Source organism: Enterobacter cloacae complex sp. ECL352 (assembly GCF_020149545.1).
Lineage (GTDB): Bacteria > Pseudomonadota > Gammaproteobacteria > Enterobacterales > Enterobacteriaceae > Enterobacter > Enterobacter asburiae_B.
In genome coordinates, this window is the sequence record NZ_CP083709.1 from 2,610,667 (window position 1) to 2,627,242 (window position 16,576).

The 16,576-nt window shown below is 57.9% G+C and carries 16 protein-coding genes; 11 read left to right on the forward strand and 5 right to left on the reverse strand.

Annotation, left to right across the window (positions count from 1 at the left end):
* Positions 1–29 precede the first annotated feature (29 nt).
* Positions 30–2,201, reverse strand: coding sequence for a Zn(II)/Cd(II)/Pb(II) translocating P-type ATPase ZntA (zntA, locus tag LBF07_RS12690; RefSeq protein WP_094935066.1), 2,172 nt, complete (start codon positions 2,199–2,201; stop codon positions 30–32).
* A 76-nt stretch (positions 2,202–2,277) separates the two neighbouring features.
* Complete coding sequence (locus tag LBF07_RS12695; RefSeq protein ID WP_029741976.1) at positions 2,278–2,904, reverse strand: lysoplasmalogenase; 627 nt, start codon at positions 2,902–2,904, stop codon at positions 2,278–2,280.
* Between the two features lie 129 nt (positions 2,905–3,033).
* On the opposite strand from LBF07_RS12695, the gene LBF07_RS12700 reads away from it, so the two are divergent.
* Entirely contained in the window at positions 3,034–3,393 is a 360-nt protein-coding gene (locus tag LBF07_RS12700) for a DUF2500 domain-containing protein (protein ID WP_047059430.1), read from the forward strand.
* 95 nt (positions 3,394–3,488) lie between these two features.
* On the opposite strand, the gene LBF07_RS12705 is transcribed toward LBF07_RS12700, so the two are convergent.
* Together LBF07_RS12705 and rsmD are read right to left on the reverse strand one after the other, a co-directional pair.
* Complete coding sequence (locus tag LBF07_RS12705; RefSeq protein WP_010436509.1) at positions 3,489–3,770, reverse strand: DUF1145 family protein; 282 nt, start codon at positions 3,768–3,770, stop codon at positions 3,489–3,491.
* Positions 3,754–4,356 carry a 16S rRNA (guanine(966)-N(2))-methyltransferase gene (gene rsmD / locus LBF07_RS12710; protein ID WP_023310014.1) on the reverse strand — a complete coding sequence of 201 codons (603 nt, stop codon included), beginning with the start codon at positions 4,354–4,356 and terminating at the stop codon, positions 3,754–3,756. The genes LBF07_RS12705 and rsmD overlap by 17 nt, the downstream gene beginning before the upstream one ends.
* Positions 4,357–4,483: 127 nt before the next feature.
* Between rsmD and ftsY the strand changes: the two genes are divergently transcribed.
* The 6 genes from ftsY (at position 4,484) to livJ (ending at position 11,469) form a co-directional block, all read left to right on the forward strand.
* Positions 4,484–5,944 carry a signal recognition particle-docking protein FtsY gene (gene ftsY, locus LBF07_RS12715; protein WP_087823774.1) on the forward strand — a complete coding sequence of 487 codons (1,461 nt, stop codon included), beginning with the start codon at positions 4,484–4,486 and terminating at the stop codon, positions 5,942–5,944.
* Positions 5,945–5,946: 2 nt separating this feature from the next.
* Positions 5,947–6,612, forward strand: a complete 666-nt coding sequence (gene ftsE / locus LBF07_RS12720; protein WP_025758973.1) for a cell division ATP-binding protein FtsE — start codon at positions 5,947–5,949, stop codon at positions 6,610–6,612.
* Entirely contained in the window at positions 6,605–7,660 is a 1,056-nt protein-coding gene (gene ftsX / locus LBF07_RS12725; protein WP_032662628.1) for a permease-like cell division protein FtsX, read from the forward strand. Before ftsE ends, ftsX begins: the two co-directional genes overlap by 8 nt.
* Positions 7,661–7,911: 251 nt before the next feature.
* Positions 7,912–8,769, forward strand: coding sequence for an RNA polymerase sigma factor RpoH (gene rpoH, locus LBF07_RS12730; RefSeq protein ID WP_023310018.1), 858 nt, complete (start codon positions 7,912–7,914; stop codon positions 8,767–8,769).
* 136 nt (positions 8,770–8,905) lie between these two features.
* The gene (locus LBF07_RS12735; protein ID WP_029741816.1) at positions 8,906–10,171 is read left to right on the forward strand and encodes a 4-aminobutyrate--2-oxoglutarate transaminase; all 1,266 of its coding nucleotides are present in this window, start codon (positions 8,906–8,908) and stop codon (positions 10,169–10,171) included.
* 197 nt (positions 10,172–10,368) lie between these two features.
* Positions 10,369–11,469 (forward strand): branched chain amino acid ABC transporter substrate-binding protein LivJ, encoded by a 1,101-nt coding sequence (gene livJ, locus LBF07_RS12740; protein WP_072163886.1) that lies wholly within the window; start codon positions 10,369–10,371, stop codon positions 11,467–11,469.
* A 177-nt stretch (positions 11,470–11,646) separates the two neighbouring features.
* Here the strand turns inward: livJ and panM are convergent, their stop codons facing one another.
* Complete coding sequence (gene panM, locus LBF07_RS12745) at positions 11,647–12,030, reverse strand: aspartate 1-decarboxylase autocleavage activator PanM (RefSeq protein WP_023334145.1); 384 nt, start codon at positions 12,028–12,030, stop codon at positions 11,647–11,649.
* A 424-nt stretch (positions 12,031–12,454) separates the two neighbouring features.
* Here panM and livK point away from each other — a divergent pair, with 424 nt between their 5' ends.
* From livK to livG, 4 genes are read left to right on the forward strand one after another with little or no spacing between them, the layout of a single operon-like run.
* A complete protein-coding gene (gene livK, locus LBF07_RS12750) occupies positions 12,455–13,564 on the forward strand; it encodes a high-affinity branched-chain amino acid ABC transporter substrate-binding protein LivK (RefSeq protein WP_094935065.1) in 1,110 nt (369 codons plus the stop codon).
* A 46-nt stretch (positions 13,565–13,610) separates the two neighbouring features.
* Entirely contained in the window at positions 13,611–14,537 is a 927-nt protein-coding gene (gene livH, locus LBF07_RS12755; protein ID WP_008500099.1) for a high-affinity branched-chain amino acid ABC transporter permease LivH, read from the forward strand.
* A complete protein-coding gene (livM, locus tag LBF07_RS12760) occupies positions 14,534–15,811 on the forward strand; it encodes a branched chain amino acid ABC transporter permease LivM (protein ID WP_023310023.1) in 1,278 nt (425 codons plus the stop codon). The genes livH and livM overlap by 4 nt, the downstream gene beginning before the upstream one ends.
* Positions 15,808–16,575 carry a high-affinity branched-chain amino acid ABC transporter ATP-binding protein LivG gene (livG, locus tag LBF07_RS12765; protein ID WP_023310024.1) on the forward strand — a complete coding sequence of 256 codons (768 nt, stop codon included), beginning with the start codon at positions 15,808–15,810 and terminating at the stop codon, positions 16,573–16,575. The genes livM and livG overlap by 4 nt, the downstream gene beginning before the upstream one ends.
* The last annotated feature ends 1 nt before the right edge of the window (position 16,576 follow it).

The window sequence follows — 16,576 nt, forward strand, 5'->3', positions numbered from 1 at the left end:
CGGTAAGCGTTAGCGCCACCGGGCTTTTTTTACCGGCGACGCAGCAGCCGGAGCGCGTTCGCCGTCACCAGCACCGTTGCCCCGGTATCCGCCAGCACCGCCAGCCACAATCCGGTCATGCCGAGCAGGGTCGTCACCAGGAAAATCCCTTTCAGCCCGAGCGCAATGCCGATGTTCTGACGGATGTTGGCCCGCGTCGCGCGCGCCAGGGCGATCGTCTGCGCCAGCCCGGTCAGGCGGTTGTGGGTCAGCGCCGCGTCGGCCGTTTCCAGCGCCACGTCGGTACCACTGCCCATTGCAATACCAATGGTGGACGCTTTCATCGCCGGGGCATCGTTAATCCCGTCACCGACCATCGCCAGCGGCGCGCGGGCGTTCAGCGCCGTCACGGCGCTGACCTTATCCGCAGGCAACAGTCCGGCTTTAAACTCCAGCCCCAGCTCACCGGCAATCGCTGCCGCCGCGCGAGGGTTATCACCGGTAAGAATAACGCCCTGCACGCCCAGCTTGTGCAGCGCCGCTACGGCTTCTTTGGCGTCATCGCGCAGGGTATCGCGCAGCGCCAGCATTCCCTTCGCCACGCCGTCCTGCATAACGCTCACGACGGTTTGTCCGGTCTGTTCTAACGCCTCAACCTCTGGACTGGAAGACTTGCCTGCCGCGACAATCAGCACATTTTTACCGTCAACGGTGGCCTCAATCCCTGACCCGACCAGCGCCCGCTGGGCGGTTGCCGGAGGGATATTCAGCCCGCGCGACTGCGCTTCTCGCACAATCGCCTGCGCCAGCGGGTGAGTGGACCCCTGTTCAACGGCGGCGGCCAGTGTAAGCAGCTCATCTTCACTGGTTTCCTGAGGATACACGCCGGTCACCTGCGGCTTGCCCACGGTCAGCGTACCGGTTTTATCGAAGGCGATATGCTGAACCTGGCTCAGCTGCTCCAGCGCCGCGCCGCCCTTAATCAGCGCGCCGCGCCGCGCCGCCGCCGCCAGACCTGAGGTAATCGCCGCCGGGGTGGAAATCACCAGCGCGCACGGGCAGCCAATCAGCAGCAGCGTCAGCCCTTTATAAATCCAGCCCTCCCACGGGGCGCCAAAGAACAGCGGCGGGACGACGGTGACCAGCAGGGCAACCAGCATGATGGCAGGGGTATAAATCCGGCTGAAGCGATCGATAAAGCGTTCGACCGGCGCGCGGTGCTCTTCGGCCTCTTCAATCAGCTTCAGGATACGGTCGATGGCGCTGTCGCCCGGCTCGGAAAGCACGGTGAGCTGCACCAGACGGTCGACGCTGGTGGCGCCAGCAGGCACTTTTTCACCCGCGGCGCGCTCTACCGGAATGGATTCCCCGGTCAGGGCGCTTTCATCAAAGCTCGCGGTGGCGGTAAGCAGCGCGCCGTCGGCAGGCAGACGCCCCCCTGCGGCCACCTCAATCACGTCGCCCGGGCGCAGCGTATTGATGGCGACCGTTTCACGCGTGCCGTTTATCACGCGAGTGGCAGTTTCCGGCTTCAGCGCCATCAGCGCGCTGACCCCTTTACGCGCCCGGCTCGCCGCCCAGCCCTCAAGGCGTTCGCCGATTAAGAACAGCAGCAGCACCATCGCCGCTTCTGCCGTCGCGCCAATGAACAGCGCGCCGATCGCCGCCACGCTCATCAGCGTTTCGATGGCAAACCAGCTGCCGCTTTTCATCAGGCGCAGCGCCTGACGGGCAATCGGGAACAGGCCGACCAGCGTGGTGGCGATAAACGCCAGATTGCCGAACGGATGGTTAATCTGCTCCAGCCCCCAGCTCAGGGCCATCATGATGATGAGGGTAATGAGCGGCAGGTTTTCTTTCAGGGAGGAGGCTTTTTCAACGGGCGCCGTTTCGCTGCGCAGGGTATAGCCCGCCTGGCTGACGGCAGCTTCAACCTGCTTGCTGACGTCGTTATCGGCGCTGACCAGCAGCTTTTCGGTGGCAAACAGCACCTGAACGTGGCTCACGCCCGGCACCTGCTTGACGGCGTTTTCCACCTTGCGGGCGCAGGCCGCGCAGTCCATGCCGTTGACGACCCAGCTGTAGCGGTTGCCGCTTTCAGGAAGGGGTTGAGTTGGCGTTTCGCACGCGCCTTCGCAGCAGCAGTCGTCTTTCGACGGAGCCGGGCTGAGCTTAAGTGCCGAGAATTGAGGGACTTTTTTTGGTATTTCTGGAGTCGACATGGCAGTCTCCGGCAATGATAATTTTCTCATTAACCGCAGCATACACTCTGGAGTCGACTCCAGAGTCAAGCGCTATTTAGATATACAGCGAACGCACAATCAAGAAATGCCCGGCAAAGTAACACGCGGAGGCTATCGCGTTATCCGCCCGGAAGCGGCGGCGATAGTGGCTGCCCAGCCAGACGACATTCCCGATCAGCAGCAGCGCGGCGCCGAAGAACGCGGACATCGCCGGAGCGGTCGGACGGAAGAACCACAGTTCACCTGCCAGCCACACCATCACCAGCGTCATGGCGATAAACGTACAGACCGGCAAACGCATCTCTTCCAGTCGTGACCAGATCACCGCAATCAGCAGGGCGCCAATCACCAGCAGTACCAGCGGCAGCGGCCAGAAGAAGGAGAGCGTCATCTGGCTGGCAAAGTAGATGGTATAGAGCAGATGCGACAGGAAGAACGCCCCAACGGCGTACAGCAGGCGCTGGCGCGGCAGCAGGGTTAAGGCATCGCCAATCAGGGATGCACACAGCCCGGCGAGCACCAGATAGCTGACGGCGTTAAACATCGGCGCTTGCCAGGCCAGCAGCAGCAGGAGCAACAGCGTGACCGGTTTAAATAACCAGCGCTGCCAGGTGGGACCGCGGTACGATGCATCGACATAAAGCCATGCGGAAAAACAGACAGCGATAAATGACCAAAGCATATTAACTCCCTGTATCTGTTAAGTCTGAATAATCAGTTTCTGATCCAGTGTAGTGACGCGGGCGGGCGTTTGGCAATGGCGGGGGAGGCAAGGTATCCTGAATTCCGCAAAATCTGATGGGATTGTCGAATGAGCAAGATGCCGCTTTTTTTCATTATCGTGGTGGCGATTATCGTCATTGCCGCCTCGTTCCGTTTCGTGCAGCAGCGCCGCGAGAAGGCGGATAACGATGCCGCACCGCTGATGCAAAAGCGCGTGGTGGTGACCAACAAACGCGAGAAACCGCTCAACGACCGCCGCTCGCGCCAGCAGCAGGTGACGCCTGCGGGCACAGCAATGCGCTATGAAGCGAGCTTTAGGCCGGAAGCAGGCGGCCTGGAGATGACCTTCCGCCTGGAGGCGCAGCAGTACCATCAGCTGACGGTGGGGGAGAAAGGGACGTTGAGCTACAAAGGGACGCGGTTTGAAGGGTTTGAACCGGAGCGGTAATTTTCCCCTCACCCCGGCCCTCTCCCACAGGGAGAGGGTGTAATCGTTCCCTCTCCCTGTGGGAGAGGGTTAGGGTGAGGGCATCAGGCCGCGCCTTACTTCTTCACCTGCGCCTTAAACTTCTTCATCCACACCAGCAGTTCAAACACGCCGAAAATAAACACGCGCAGCTGCTGCCAGCCCGTCATCTGCGGGCCGTCTTTCGGCAGGCCGTTTTTCAGCATCACCATCTGCAGGGCGTGCATAAACGACGTGAAAATCAGCGCCACGTTAACGAAAATATTCATCGGGCGCGGGAAGGGGTGTACCAGGTTGAGAATTAAAAACGCCCAGACGCCCAGCATCAGCAAACGTCCCAGGTTAATCAGTACCGGCATCGGAGCCTCCTTGTGCCTGACGGTGATAAAGACGATAAGCGACCTGGCCGGCGACCTTTTCGCGGTGCAGATCCCAGTGGGCGGGAACCGGAGGTAAACCGTTTTCCACTTCGCTTTCGACATAAATTAGCGCGTCATCCGCCAGCCAGCCGTTTTGCTCAAGCAGGGATAACGTCTCTTCCAGCAGCCCCTTGCGGAACGGCGGATCGACAAACACCACGTTATGCGGCGTGCCTTTCTGCGCAAGAAAACTCAGCGTGTTGGTGTTCACGACTTTGGCGTTGCTCGCTTTCAGCGTCGCCAGATTTTGCTGCAGCGTCTGCGCAACGCCGCGCTCCATCTCCAGCAGCGTGGCGCTGGCGGCATAGCGCGACAGCGCTTCCAGGCCGAGCGCGCCGCTTCCGGCGAAGCAGTCCAGGCAGTGGGCGTCTACCATTGACGGGGCCAGCCAGTTAAACAGCGTCTCGCGCACGCGGTCAGTAGTAGGGCGTAAACCGGGGCTGTCCGGCACCGGTAATTTCCGGCCTCGCCACTGACCGCCGATAATACGAATTTGACCGGCCGGGGCGCGGTTGGGTTTCTTCATCTCAGGAAAGCTCTGTTAACAATTGGCCTGCGATTGCGGGCGGTGATGTCAATTAAGTAAAGTGTTAGACTATTTCATCATTTTTTTAGCTTCCATGTATATAGCGCCGCGAGGAGTGTAGTCGCAGATGGCAAAACAAAAAAAACGTGGCTTCTTTTCCTGGCTGGGCTTCGGTGAAAAAGAGCAAGAAACAGAACAGAAAACCGAAGAGCAACAAGCCGTTGAAGAGCAGTCACAGCCTGAAACGCCTGTAGAAACCGCCGCGGTTGTCGAAGCGGAAGAAACGGCGCACAGCAAAGAAGAGATTGAATCCTTTGCTGAAGAGGTGGTTGAGGTCACGGAACAGGTTCAGGAGAGCGAGAAGCCAGAGCCGGTTGTCATTGAGGCCCTTGCCGAAGCGCCGCAGGCCGTTATCGAACACGAAGAGCTGCCGCTGCCGGAAGAGGTGAAAGCCGAAGAGGTGTCTGCCGAGGAGTGGCAGGCCGAAGCGGAAACCGTTGAAATTGTTGAGGCGGTGGAAGAAGAAGCGGCACTCGAGCCAGAGCTGACCGATGAAGAGCTGGAAGCCCAGGCGCTGGCGGCAGAAGCCGCGGAAGAGGCGATTATCGTCGTGCCGGTAGAAGAGCAGGCCGAAGAAGAGAGCGTCCAGGAGCAGGAAAAACCGACCAAAGAAGGTTTCTTCGCGCGCCTGAAGCGCAGCCTGCTCAAAACCAAAGAAAACTTAGGTTCCGGATTTATCAGTCTGTTCCGCGGCAAGAAGATCGACGACGATCTCTTTGAAGAGCTGGAAGAACAGCTGCTGATTGCGGACGTCGGCGTGGAAACCACCCGTAAGATCATCGCCAATCTGACCGAAGGGGCGAGCCGCAAACAGCTGCGCGACGCCGAAGCGCTGTACGGTTTGCTGAAAGACGAGATGGGTGAAATTCTCGCAAAAGTTGACGAACCGCTTAATATTGAAGGCAAAACGCCATTTGTTATTCTGATGGTCGGCGTGAACGGCGTGGGTAAAACTACCACCATCGGCAAGCTGGCGCGTCAGTTCGAGCAGCAGGGCAAATCGGTGATGCTGGCGGCGGGCGATACCTTCCGCGCGGCAGCGGTTGAGCAGCTGCAGGTTTGGGGCCAGCGCAACAACATTCCGGTGATTGCCCAGCATACCGGCGCGGACTCCGCGTCCGTGATCTTCGACGCCATCCAGGCGGCGAAGGCGCGCAACGTGGACGTGCTGATTGCCGATACCGCAGGGCGTTTGCAGAACAAATCGCACCTGATGGAAGAGTTGAAGAAAATCGTCCGCGTCATGAAGAAGCTGGACGAAGACGCACCGCATGAAATTATGCTGACCATTGATGCCAGCACCGGACAGAACGCCATCAGCCAGGCGAAGCTGTTCAATGAAGCGGTAGGACTGACGGGGATCGCGCTGACCAAGCTGGACGGCACCGCGAAAGGCGGGGTGATCTTCTCCGTGGCCGATCAGTTCGGTATTCCTATCCGCTACATCGGTGTGGGCGAGCGTATTGAGGATTTGCGTCCGTTTAAGGCGGACGACTTTATTGAGGCATTATTTGCCCGAGAGGACTAACAATGATTCGCTTTGAACACGTCAGCAAGGCCTATCTCGGTGGGAGACAAGCGCTGCAGGGGGTGACATTCCACCTGCAGCCGGGCGAGATGGCATTCCTGACCGGCCATTCCGGCGCGGGGAAAAGTACCCTGCTCAAGCTTATCTGTGGGATCGAGCGGCCAAGCGCCGGGAAAATCTTTTTTGGCGGCCATGAGATCAGCCGCCTGAAAAACCGCGAAGTGCCGTTCCTGCGTCGTCAGATCGGCATGATTTTCCAGGATCACCACCTGCTGATGGATCGCACCGTTTTCGATAACGTGGCCATTCCGCTGATTATTGCCGGCGCCAGCTATGACGATATCCGCCGTCGCGTCTCTGCGGCGCTGGATAAGGTCGGGCTGCTGGACAAAGCGAAGAACTTCCCGATCCAGCTCTCCGGCGGTGAACAGCAGCGCGTGGGCATCGCCCGCGCGGTGGTGAACAAGCCTGCCGTACTGCTGGCGGATGAACCAACCGGTAACCTGGACGATGCCCTGTCCGAAGGGATTTTGCGTCTGTTTGAGGAATTCAACCGCGTAGGAGTCACCGTATTGATGGCGACGCACGACATCGGGCTCATTTCCCGTCGTTCGTACCGCATGCTGACCCTGAGCGACGGGCATTTGCACGGAGGCCACGGTGAATAAGCGTGATGCAATAAACCAGATTCGGCAGTTCGGAAACCGGTTTGACCGTTTCCGTAAGCCGCAGGGCGGTGGTGACGGCAATCGTAATGCGCCAAAGCGCCAGAAGGCCGCGCCAAAACCGGCCTCCCGTAAAACCAACGTGTTCAACGAGCAGGTGCGCTACGCTTTCCACGGCGCGCTGCAGGATCTGAAAAGCAAACCGCTGGCGACGTTCCTGACGGTGATGGTGATCGCCATCTCCCTGACGCTGCCAAGCGTCTGCTATATGGTCTATAAAAACGTCAACCAGGCGGCCTCACAGTATTATCCGTCTCCGCAGATCACGGTCTATATGGATAAAGCGCTCGACGATAACGCCGCGGCACAGGTGGTCGGGCAAATCCAGGCCGAGCAGGGCGTGGAGAAGGTCAACTATCTCTCCCGTGAAGACGCGCTGGGCGAGTTCCGTAACTGGTCTGGTTTTGGCGGCGCGCTGGATATGCTCGAAGAGAACCCGCTGCCCGCCGTGGCGGTGGTGATCCCGAAGCTGGATTTCCAGGGGACCGATTCGCTTAACACCCTGCGCGATCGCATCACGCGCATTAAGGGCATTGATGAAGTGCGCATGGACGACAGCTGGTTTGCGCGCCTTGCTGCCCTGACCGGGCTGGTAGGACGCGTCGCGGCGATGATTGGCGTGCTGATGGTGGCGGCGGTCTTCCTCGTCATCGGTAACAGCGTGCGCCTGAGCATCTTTGCCCGTCGCGATACCATTAACGTGCAGAAACTGATTGGTGCGACGGATGGTTTCATCCTCCGACCGTTCCTTTACGGTGGCGCATTGCTCGGTTTTTCCGGTGCATTTCTTTCACTGATATTGTCAGAAATTTTGGTGATGCGGCTCTCTTCTGCCGTGACTGAAGTGGCGCAGGTTTTCGGAACGAAGTTTGATATCAGTGGCTTAGGGTTCGATGAGTGTCTGTTACTGCTGCTGGTTTGCTCGATGATTGGGTGGGTGGCAGCCTGGCTGGCAACCGTTCAACATTTACGTCACTTTACTCCCGACTAATAAAAGCGTGATATAATCTTTCCCTGCACCGAGATGCTCGCTCTGCAGGGAAAGCGTCCCTGTTGTCGCTTCCCCTGTTATCATCTTCATGTCACAATTTGTGCGTAATTTATTCACCGTTGCACCTGGAACTTGTGGATAAAATCACTGTCTGATAAAAGAGTGAATGCTAATCTCGTTGCTCAAACGCTTTGGCATGGTTGTTGCCTGACGGGGACGACCAGGACCAGAAGAAACATTGAGAGGAATGAATGACCAAAGAAATGCAAACTTTAGCTTTAGCCCCTGTTGGTAACCTGGAATCTTATATCCGGGCTGCGAACACCTGGCCGATGTTAACGGCCGAGGAAGAAAAGGAGCTTGCTGAAAAGCTGCATTACCAGGGCGATCTGGAAGCAGCGAAAAAGCTGATCCTGTCTCACCTGCGCTTTGTTGTTCACATTGCTCGTAACTATGCGGGCTATGGCCTGCCGCAGGCGGACTTGATTCAGGAAGGCAACATCGGCCTGATGAAGGCTGTGCGTCGCTTTAACCCGGAAGTGGGTGTGCGACTCGTCTCCTTCGCTGTGCACTGGATCAAAGCAGAAATTCATGAATACGTGCTGCGCAACTGGCGTATCGTGAAAGTCGCCACGACAAAAGCGCAACGCAAACTGTTCTTCAACCTGCGTAAAGCCAAGCAGCGTCTGGGCTGGTTCAACCAGGATGAAGTGGAAATGGTGGCGCGCGAGCTGGGCGTAACCAGCAAAGACGTGCGTGAGATGGAATCCCGTATGGCCGCGCAGGACATGACCTTTGATATGTCCTCCGACGACGACGCATCTGACAGCCAGCCGATGGCGCCGGTTCTGTATCTGCAGGATAAAACCTCTAACTTTGCTGACGGCATCGAAGAGGATAACTGGGAAGATCAGGCCGCGAACAAGCTGACCCATGCGATGGAAGGCCTTGACGAGCGTAGCCAGGATATTATCCGCGCCCGCTGGCTGGACGAAGACAACAAGTCCACGCTGCAGGAGCTGGCCGACCGCTACGGCGTTTCTGCGGAACGTGTCCGTCAGCTTGAAAAGAACGCCATGAAAAAACTTCGCGCCGCTATCGAAGCGTAATTTTCGCGAAGTACACCGAGAACCCCTGGATGAAAGTCTGGGGGTTTTGTTTTTTTAGCGCCCGCTCTGGCGAATTCCCTCCCCCTGGCAAACACTTACTGATGCGCTAAGCAGGCGACTTTCTCAGGGGGACAGGGTGAAAAATAACGAACTGAACGACCGGCGTTTACAGGCGACGCCGCGCGGCATCGGCGTGATGTGTAACTTCTATGCTGATAAAGCTGAAAACGCCACGGTGTGGGACGTGGAAGGTAACGAGTACATCGACTTCGCCGCCGGGATCGCGGTGCTGAATACCGGCCATCGCCATCCAAAAGTCATTTCCGCCATTGAAAAACAGCTCCACGCGTTTACCCATACGGCGTACCAGATTGTGCCGTACGAAGGCTATGTGGCGCTTGCCGAGCGCATCAACCAGCGCGTGCCCGTTGACGGTCCGGCCAAAACCGCGTTCTTCTCCACGGGGGCAGAGGCGGTCGAAAACGCGGTCAAAATTGCCCGGGCGTACACCAAACGTCCCGGCCTTATCACCTTCGGCGGCGCGTTCCACGGCCGCACCTTTATGACCATGGCGCTGACCGGCAAAGTTGCGCCGTACAAGCTCGGCTTTGGCCCGTTCCCCGGTTCGGTGTATCACGCGCAGTATCCGAATGAATTGCACGGCGTCAGCACGGCGGAAGCGTTGAAAAGCCTGGAACGCATCTTTAAAGCGGATATCGCACCCGACCAGGTCGCGGCCATTATTCTCGAACCGGTTCAGGGAGAGGGCGGTTTCAACATTGCGCCAGCTGATTTTATGCAGGCGCTGCGCGCCCTGTGCGACACCCACGGTATTTTGCTGATTGCCGACGAGGTGCAAAGCGGCTTCGCCCGTACCGGCAAGCTGTTCTCGATGGAACACCACTGCGTGAAGCCCGATCTGATCACCATGGCGAAAAGCCTGGCGGGCGGGATGCCGCTCTCAGCGGTTTCTGGCCGTGCGGAGGTCATGGACGCCCCTGCACCGGGCGGGCTGGGCGGTACCTACGCCGGGAACCCGCTGGCGATTGCGGCGGCGCATGCCGTGCTCGACGTGATTGATGAAGAGGATCTCTGCACGCGCTCGGCGCATCTTGGCCATCACCTGGTGGAAGTGCTGAACAAGGCGAAGGAACACTGCCCGTATATCGCTGACATTCGCGCGCAGGGATCGATGGTGGCGGTGGAGTTTAACGACCCGCAAACGGGCCAGCCTTCGCCGGAATTTACCCGCCAGGTGCAGGAGCGTGCGTTGCAGGAAGGGCTGCTTCTTCTGAGCTGCGGCGTCTACGGCAACGTCATTCGTTTCCTGTATCCGCTGACTATCCCTGAAGCGCAGTTCCGTAAAGCGCTGGACATTATCTCCGCGTCGCTGACACGTTAAAGCCACATGCCCGGCGAAAATCCCTGCCGGGCTTATCATATATTCATTTCAAATTAGCTATTCCAAAATCATAAAAATCGGGTATGTTTTAGCAGAGTATGCTGAAAAAGCGCGGACGGCACACCTATAATTGATATAAAGCGCTGCACAACAACATCACAACAATCGTAATAACCATAATAATGGGGAATCTCAGGATGAACATGAAGGGTAAAGCGTTACTGGCAGGATGTATCGCGTTGGCATTCAGCACCATGGCACAGGCAGACATCAAGGTGGCTGTGGTTGGCGCAATGTCCGGTCCGGTAGCACAGTACGGCGACCAGGAATTTACCGGCGCTGAGCAGGCGGTTGCAGACATTAATGCCAAGGGCGGTATCAAGGGCGAAAAACTGCAGATCGTAAAATATGATGATGCCTGTGACCCGAAACAAGCGGTCGCGGTCGCAAACAAAGTGGTGAACGACGGTATCAAATACGTTATCGGTCACCTGTGCTCTTCCTCGACTCAGCCTGCGTCTGACATCTACGAAGACGAAGGTATTCTGATGATCACCCCGGCAGCGACCGCACCGGAGCTGACCGCGCGCGGCTACAAGCTGACCCTGCGCACCACCGGTCTGGACTCTGACCAGGGCCCAACCGCGGCGAAATACATCGTTGAAAAAGTGAAGCCGAAGCGCATTGCCATCGTTCATGACAAGCAGCAGTACGGTGAAGGTCTGGCGCGTTCAGTGCAGGATAACCTCAAGAAAGCGAATGCCGACGTGGTGTTCTTCGACGGGATCACCGCCGGTGAGAAAGACTTCTCCACCCTGGTGGCGCGTCTGAAGAAAGAGAATATTGATTTCGTTTACTACGGTGGCTACCACCCGGAAATGGGCCAGATCCTGCGCCAGGCGCGCGCTGCGGGCCTGAAAACCCAGTTTATGGGCCCGGAAGGCGTGGCGAACGTTTCCCTGTCTAACATTGCGGGTGAATCAGCTGAAGGCCTGCTGGTGACCAAACCGAAGAACTACGATCAGGTCCCTGCGAACAAACCTATCGTAGATGCCATCAAGGCGAAGAAACAGGATCCAAGCGGCGCGTTCGTCTGGACCACCTACGCGGCGCTGCAGTCTCTGCAGGCGGGCCTGAACCAGTCAGCCGATCCGGCTGAGATTGCCACCTGGCTGAAAGCGAATACCGTCGAGACCGTCATGGGGCCACTCTCCTGGGACGCGAAGGGCGACCTGAAGGGCTTCGAGTTCGGCGTGTTTGACTGGCATGCGAACGGCACGGCGACCGACGCCAAATAATTTTCCCGTCGCCTTTCGCGCCGCAGGTGCGTTGGCTGCGTTATTCAACCCCGGTCACTTACTTATGTAAGCTCCCGGGGATTTCATAACTTGCCGCCTTCCTGCAACACGAAATGCTTGGGAAAATGCGGCAGATAATGTAGGCCGGGTAAGGCGCAGCCGCCACCCGGCTTTCTTTTAGCGCTTCTCCCACCCGCTTTCCTGCGCCGTAAACCCTAACGCCTGCATAAACGCCGCCATCACGCCGCGGTCTTCCACGCCCACATCAGCCATCCACCATGAGGTCACGCTCGGGTTTTCGCGGATCACTTCTTCAATTAAATACTGTCCCACACCGCGACGACGGGTGACGTCACGCACGCGCAGCGAGTCCAGCGCCCCTTCCGTACCGCTCAGGGTTACGCGAACCGCTGCCAGCAGGCGTTCGTTAAAACGCGCGGCATAAATGCGGTGGGTCTCATCAACGCGCAGCGACGAAGGGGAATATTCCGGCCAGATCTTGCCCAGGTCGATATGATCCTGGTCGCTAAAGGTCACCAGACGCACGATAGTCAGTTTCATTAGCCACTTGTCCAAATCAGATTGAGTAGGGGCAGTGTACTCAATTTATTCACTCAGCGGCTTCCTCTTTTTATTCTCATTAACCAGGTGATTAGTTTTTTGGCAACGCGTTGGGCAGTTTGAAAACACATGGATCGAAAAATAAGCAGAATTTTAACCTGAACGGTAGTGATTTATTCGGCGCTTTGTACCGTTATTTTATGCTGCAAACTGCACTTTTATTTGTTTATCTCTGCCTGATTTCAGAATATTATCTTTGCTTAATCGCCTGAAAAATAGAGATTTTAGTCTGGTTTTTGACAAAAAACTGCGCTAAACCATTAAAGGCACTGGTAAAAATAGCGTTGTTCATTAAAAGTACAGAATGCTTTTTAACCATAATAAAACAAAATATAAACACGACATCACGAATGGGGATTCAGAGATGAAAAGGAACGCGAAGACGTTAATCGCGGGGATAGTCGCACTGTCGATCTCGCATGCCGCTATGGCAGACGACATTAAAGTTGCGGTAGTGGGCGCGATGTCCGGCCCTGTTGCCCAGTGGGGTGACATGGAATTCAACGGCGCGCGCCAGGCCATCAAAGACATCAACGCTAAGGGCGGCATCAAAGGCGACAAGCTGGTGGGCGTGGAATATGACGACGCCTGCGATCCGAAACAGGCCGTCGCGGTCGCCAACAAAATCGTCAACGACGGTATTCAGTATGTGATCGGCCACCTGTGCTCATCCTCCACGCAGCCTGCGTCTGATATCTACGAAGACGAAGGCATTCTGATGATCACCCCAGGCGCAACGAACCCGGAACTGACCCAGCGCGGCTATCAGCACATCATGCGTACCGCCGGTCTGGACTCCTCGCAGGGCCCCACCGCCGCCAAATACATCCTCGAGACCGTTAAGCCACAGCGTATTGCCATTATTCATGACAAACAGCAGTACGGCGAAGGCCTGGCGCGCTCCGTGCAGGACGGCCTGAAAAAAGGCGGCGCGAACATCGTCTTCTTCGACGGCATTACCGCCGGTGAGAAAGACTTCTCCGCGCTGATTGCCCGTCTGCAAAAAGAGAATATCGACTTCGTTTACTACGGCGGCTACTACCCGGAGATGGGGCAGATGCTGCGTCAGGCGCGCGCCACCGGTCTGAAAACCCAGTTTATGGGGCCAGAGGGCGTGGGCAATGCCTCCCTGTCAAACATCGCGGGGGATTCTGCCGAAGGCATGCTGGTGACGATGCCAAAACGCTATGACCAGGATCCGGCCAACAAGGCTATCGTGGATGCGCTCAAGGCGCAGAAGAAAGATCCGAGTGGTCCGTACGTCTGGATCACCTACGCGGCCGTACAGTCTCTGGCCACCGCGCTGGATCGCTCCGGCAGCAAAGAACCGCTGGATCTGGTGAAAGATTTAAAAGCACACGGGGCGAACACCGTGATTGGGCCGCTGAACTGGGATGAGAAAGGCGATCTGAAGGGATTTGAGTTTGGTGTCTTTGTGTGGCACGCCGACGGTTCATCCTCGGCCGCCAAATAATTATCCCACCGCCCGGCATGACGGGCGGGTATAAAAAGGTTTGCATATGTCCGAGCAGTTTCTCTATTTCCTGCAGCAGATGTTTAACGGCGTTACGCTGGGAAGCACCTACGCGCTGATCGCCATCGGCTATACGATGGTTTACGGCATTATCGGCATGATCAACTTCGCCCACGGCGAGGTGTACATGATCGGTAGCTACGTCTCCTTTATGATTATCGCCGCCCTGATGATGATGGGCATCGACAGCAGCTGGCTGCTGGTCGCCGCCGGGTTTGTCGGCGCGATCGTGATTGCCAGCGCCTACGGCTGGAGCATTGAGCGCGTGGCCTACCGGCCGGTGCGCAGCTCCAAGCGCCTGATTGCGCTGATTTCCGCGATCGGGATGTCGATCTTCCTGCAAAACTACGTCAGCCTGACCGAAGGCTCGCGCGACGTGGCGCTGCCAAGCCTGTTTAACGGCCAGTGGATTGTGGGGGCCAGCGAAAACTTCGCGGCCTCTATCACCACCATGCAGCTGGTTATCTGGGTCGTGACCTTTATTGCGATGCTCGCCCTGACGCTGTTCATCCGCTACTCGCGTATGGGACGCGCCTGCCGCGCCTGCGCGGAAGACCTGAAGATGGCGAGCCTGCTCGGCATCAACACCGACCGCGTGATTGCCCTGACCTTCGTGATTGGCGCCGCGATGGCGGCGGTGGCGGGCGTCCTGCTCGGCCAGTTCTACGGCGTGATCAACCCGTACATCGGCTTTATGGCCGGGATGAAAGCCTTCACCGCGGCGGTTCTGGGCGGTATCGGCAGTATTCCGGGCGCGATGATCGGCGGCCTGATCCTGGGCGTGGCCGAAGCGCTCTCCTCGGCGTACCTGAGCACGGAATATAAAGACGTGGTGTCGTTTGCCCTGCTGATTCTGGTTCTGCTGGTGATGCCTACCGGTATTCTGGGCCGTCCGGAGGTAGAGAAAGTATGAAACCGATGCATTTTGCAATGGCGCTGCTCTCTGCCGCCATGTTCTTCGTGCTGGCCAGCGTCTTTATGGGCGTCCAGCTTGAGCTGAATGGCACCAAACTGGTTGTCGATACCGCAGCTGACATCCGCTGGCAGTGGGTATTTATCGGTACGGCCGTGGTGTTCCTGTTCCAGCTGCTGCGTCCGCTGTTCCAGAAGACGCTGAAAAACGTCTCCGGTCCGAAATTCGTCCTGCCGGCAATCGACGGTTCTACCGTTAAGCAGAAGCTGTTCCTCGTGGCGCTGCTGGTGGCCGCCGTAGCGTGGCCGTTCGTGGTGTCGCGTGGCACCGTGGATATCGCCACTCTGACCATGATCTACGTGATTCTCGGCCTCGGTCTGAACGTGGTCGTGGGGCTCTCGGGCCTGCTGGTGCTGGGCTACGGCGGCTTCTACGCCATCGGCGCCTATACCTTCGCGCTGCTGAACCACTATTACGGTCTCGGCTTCTGGACCTGCCTGCCGCTGGCAGGGCTGGTCTCTGCCGCTGCAGGCTTCCTGCTTGGCTTCCCGGTACTGCGCCTGCGTGGCGACTACCTGGCGATTGTGACCTTAGGCTTCGGTGAAATCGTCCGTATCCTGCTGCTCAACAACACCGAAGTGACCGGCGGCCCGAACGGCATCAGCCAGATCCCGAAACCGACCTTCTTCGGCCTGGAGTTCAGCCGTACCGCCCGCGAAGGCGGCTGGGATACCTTCAGCAACTTCTTCGGCGTGAAGTATGACCCGTCCGACCGCGTGATCTGGCTCTATCTGGTGGCGCTGCTGCTGGTGGTGATTACCCTGTTCGTGATCAACCGCCTGTTGCGCATGCCGCTGGGCCGCGCGTGGGAAGCGCTGCGTGAAGATGAGATCGCCTGCCGCTCCCTGGGCCTGAACCCGACCCGCATCAAGCTGACCGCGTTCACCATCAGCGCCGCGTTTGCCGGTTTCGCCGGAACGCTGTTTGCCGCGCGTCAGGGCTTCGTAAGCCCGGAATCGTTCACCTTCGCCGAATCCGCCTTTGTGCTGGCGATTGTGGTGCTCGGCGGGATGGGCTCGCAGTTCGCCGTTATCCTCGCGGCCATCCTGCTGGTGGTCTCGCGCGAGCTGATGCGCGACTTTAACGAATACAGCATGCTGATGCTGGGTGGTTTGATGGTGCTGATGATGATCTGGCGTCCGCAGGGTCTGCTGCCGATGACCCGTCCACAGCTGAAGCTGAAGAACGGGCAAGCGAAAGGAGAGCAGGCATGAGTCAGCCATTATTATCCGTTAACGGTCTGATGATGCGTTTTGGCGGCCTGCTGGCGGTCAACAACGTGAATCTGGATCTGCACAAGAAAGAGATTGTCTCCCTGATTGGTCCGAACGGCGCAGGGAAAACCACGGTCTTTAACTGCCTGACCGGCTTCTACAAGCCGACGGGCGGTACCATCATGCTGCGCGACCAGCACCTGGAAGGGCTGCCGGGCCAGCAGATCGCCCGTATGGGCGTGGTGCGTACCTTTCAGCACGTGCGTCTGTTCCGCGAGATGACGGTGATTGAGAACCTGCTGGTGGCCCAGCATCAGCAGCTGAAAACCGGGCTGTTCTCCGGCCTGCTGAAAACCCCGGCCTTCCGCCGCGCGCAGGATGAAGCGCTTGACCGCGCCGCCACCTGGCTCGACCGAATTGGCCTGCTGCAGCACGCCAACCGTCAGGCGAGCAATCTGGCCTACGGTGACCAGCGTCGTCTGGAGATTGTGCGCTGCATGGTGACGCAGCCGGAAATCCTGATGCTCGACGAACCAGCGGCAGGGCTCAACCCGAAAGAGACCAAAGAGCTGGACGAGCTGATTGCCGAGCTGCGCGACAGTCACGACACCACCATCCTGCTGATTGAGCACGACATGAAGCTGGTGATGGGCATTTCGGACCGTATCTACGTGGTAAACCAGGGCACGCCGCTGGCAAACGGCACGCCGGAAGAGATCCGCAACAACCCGGACGTGATCCGCGCATACCTTGGTGAGGCATAAG

Bases quoted from the DNA above. Each gene is read 5' to 3' on its own strand.
- zntA (WP_094935066.1), bottom strand. From the start codon at position 2,201: ATGTCGACTCCAGAAATACCAAAAAAAGTCCCTCAATTCTCGGCACTT.
- LBF07_RS12695 (WP_029741976.1), bottom strand. From the start codon at position 2,904: ATGCTTTGGTCATTTATCGCTGTCTGTTTTTCCGCATGGCTTTATGTC.
- LBF07_RS12700 (WP_047059430.1), top strand. From the start codon at position 3,034: ATGAGCAAGATGCCGCTTTTTTTCATTATCGTGGTGGCGATTATCGTC.
- LBF07_RS12705 (WP_010436509.1), bottom strand. From the start codon at position 3,770: ATGCCGGTACTGATTAACCTGGGACGTTTGCTGATGCTGGGCGTCTGG.
- rsmD (WP_023310014.1), bottom strand. From the start codon at position 4,356: ATGAAGAAACCCAACCGCGCCCCGGCCGGTCAAATTCGTATTATCGGC.
- ftsY (WP_087823774.1), top strand. From the start codon at position 4,484: ATGGCAAAACAAAAAAAACGTGGCTTCTTTTCCTGGCTGGGCTTCGGT.
- ftsE (WP_025758973.1), top strand. From the start codon at position 5,947: ATGATTCGCTTTGAACACGTCAGCAAGGCCTATCTCGGTGGGAGACAA.
- rpoH (WP_023310018.1), top strand. From the start codon at position 7,912: ATGACCAAAGAAATGCAAACTTTAGCTTTAGCCCCTGTTGGTAACCTG.
- livJ (WP_072163886.1), top strand. From the start codon at position 10,369: ATGAACATGAAGGGTAAAGCGTTACTGGCAGGATGTATCGCGTTGGCA.
- panM (WP_023334145.1), bottom strand. From the start codon at position 12,030: ATGAAACTGACTATCGTGCGTCTGGTGACCTTTAGCGACCAGGATCAT.
- livK (WP_094935065.1), top strand. From the start codon at position 12,455: ATGAAAAGGAACGCGAAGACGTTAATCGCGGGGATAGTCGCACTGTCG.
- livH (WP_008500099.1), top strand. From the start codon at position 13,611: ATGTCCGAGCAGTTTCTCTATTTCCTGCAGCAGATGTTTAACGGCGTT.
- livM (WP_023310023.1), top strand. From the start codon at position 14,534: ATGAAACCGATGCATTTTGCAATGGCGCTGCTCTCTGCCGCCATGTTC.
- livG (WP_023310024.1), top strand. From the start codon at position 15,808: ATGAGTCAGCCATTATTATCCGTTAACGGTCTGATGATGCGTTTTGGC.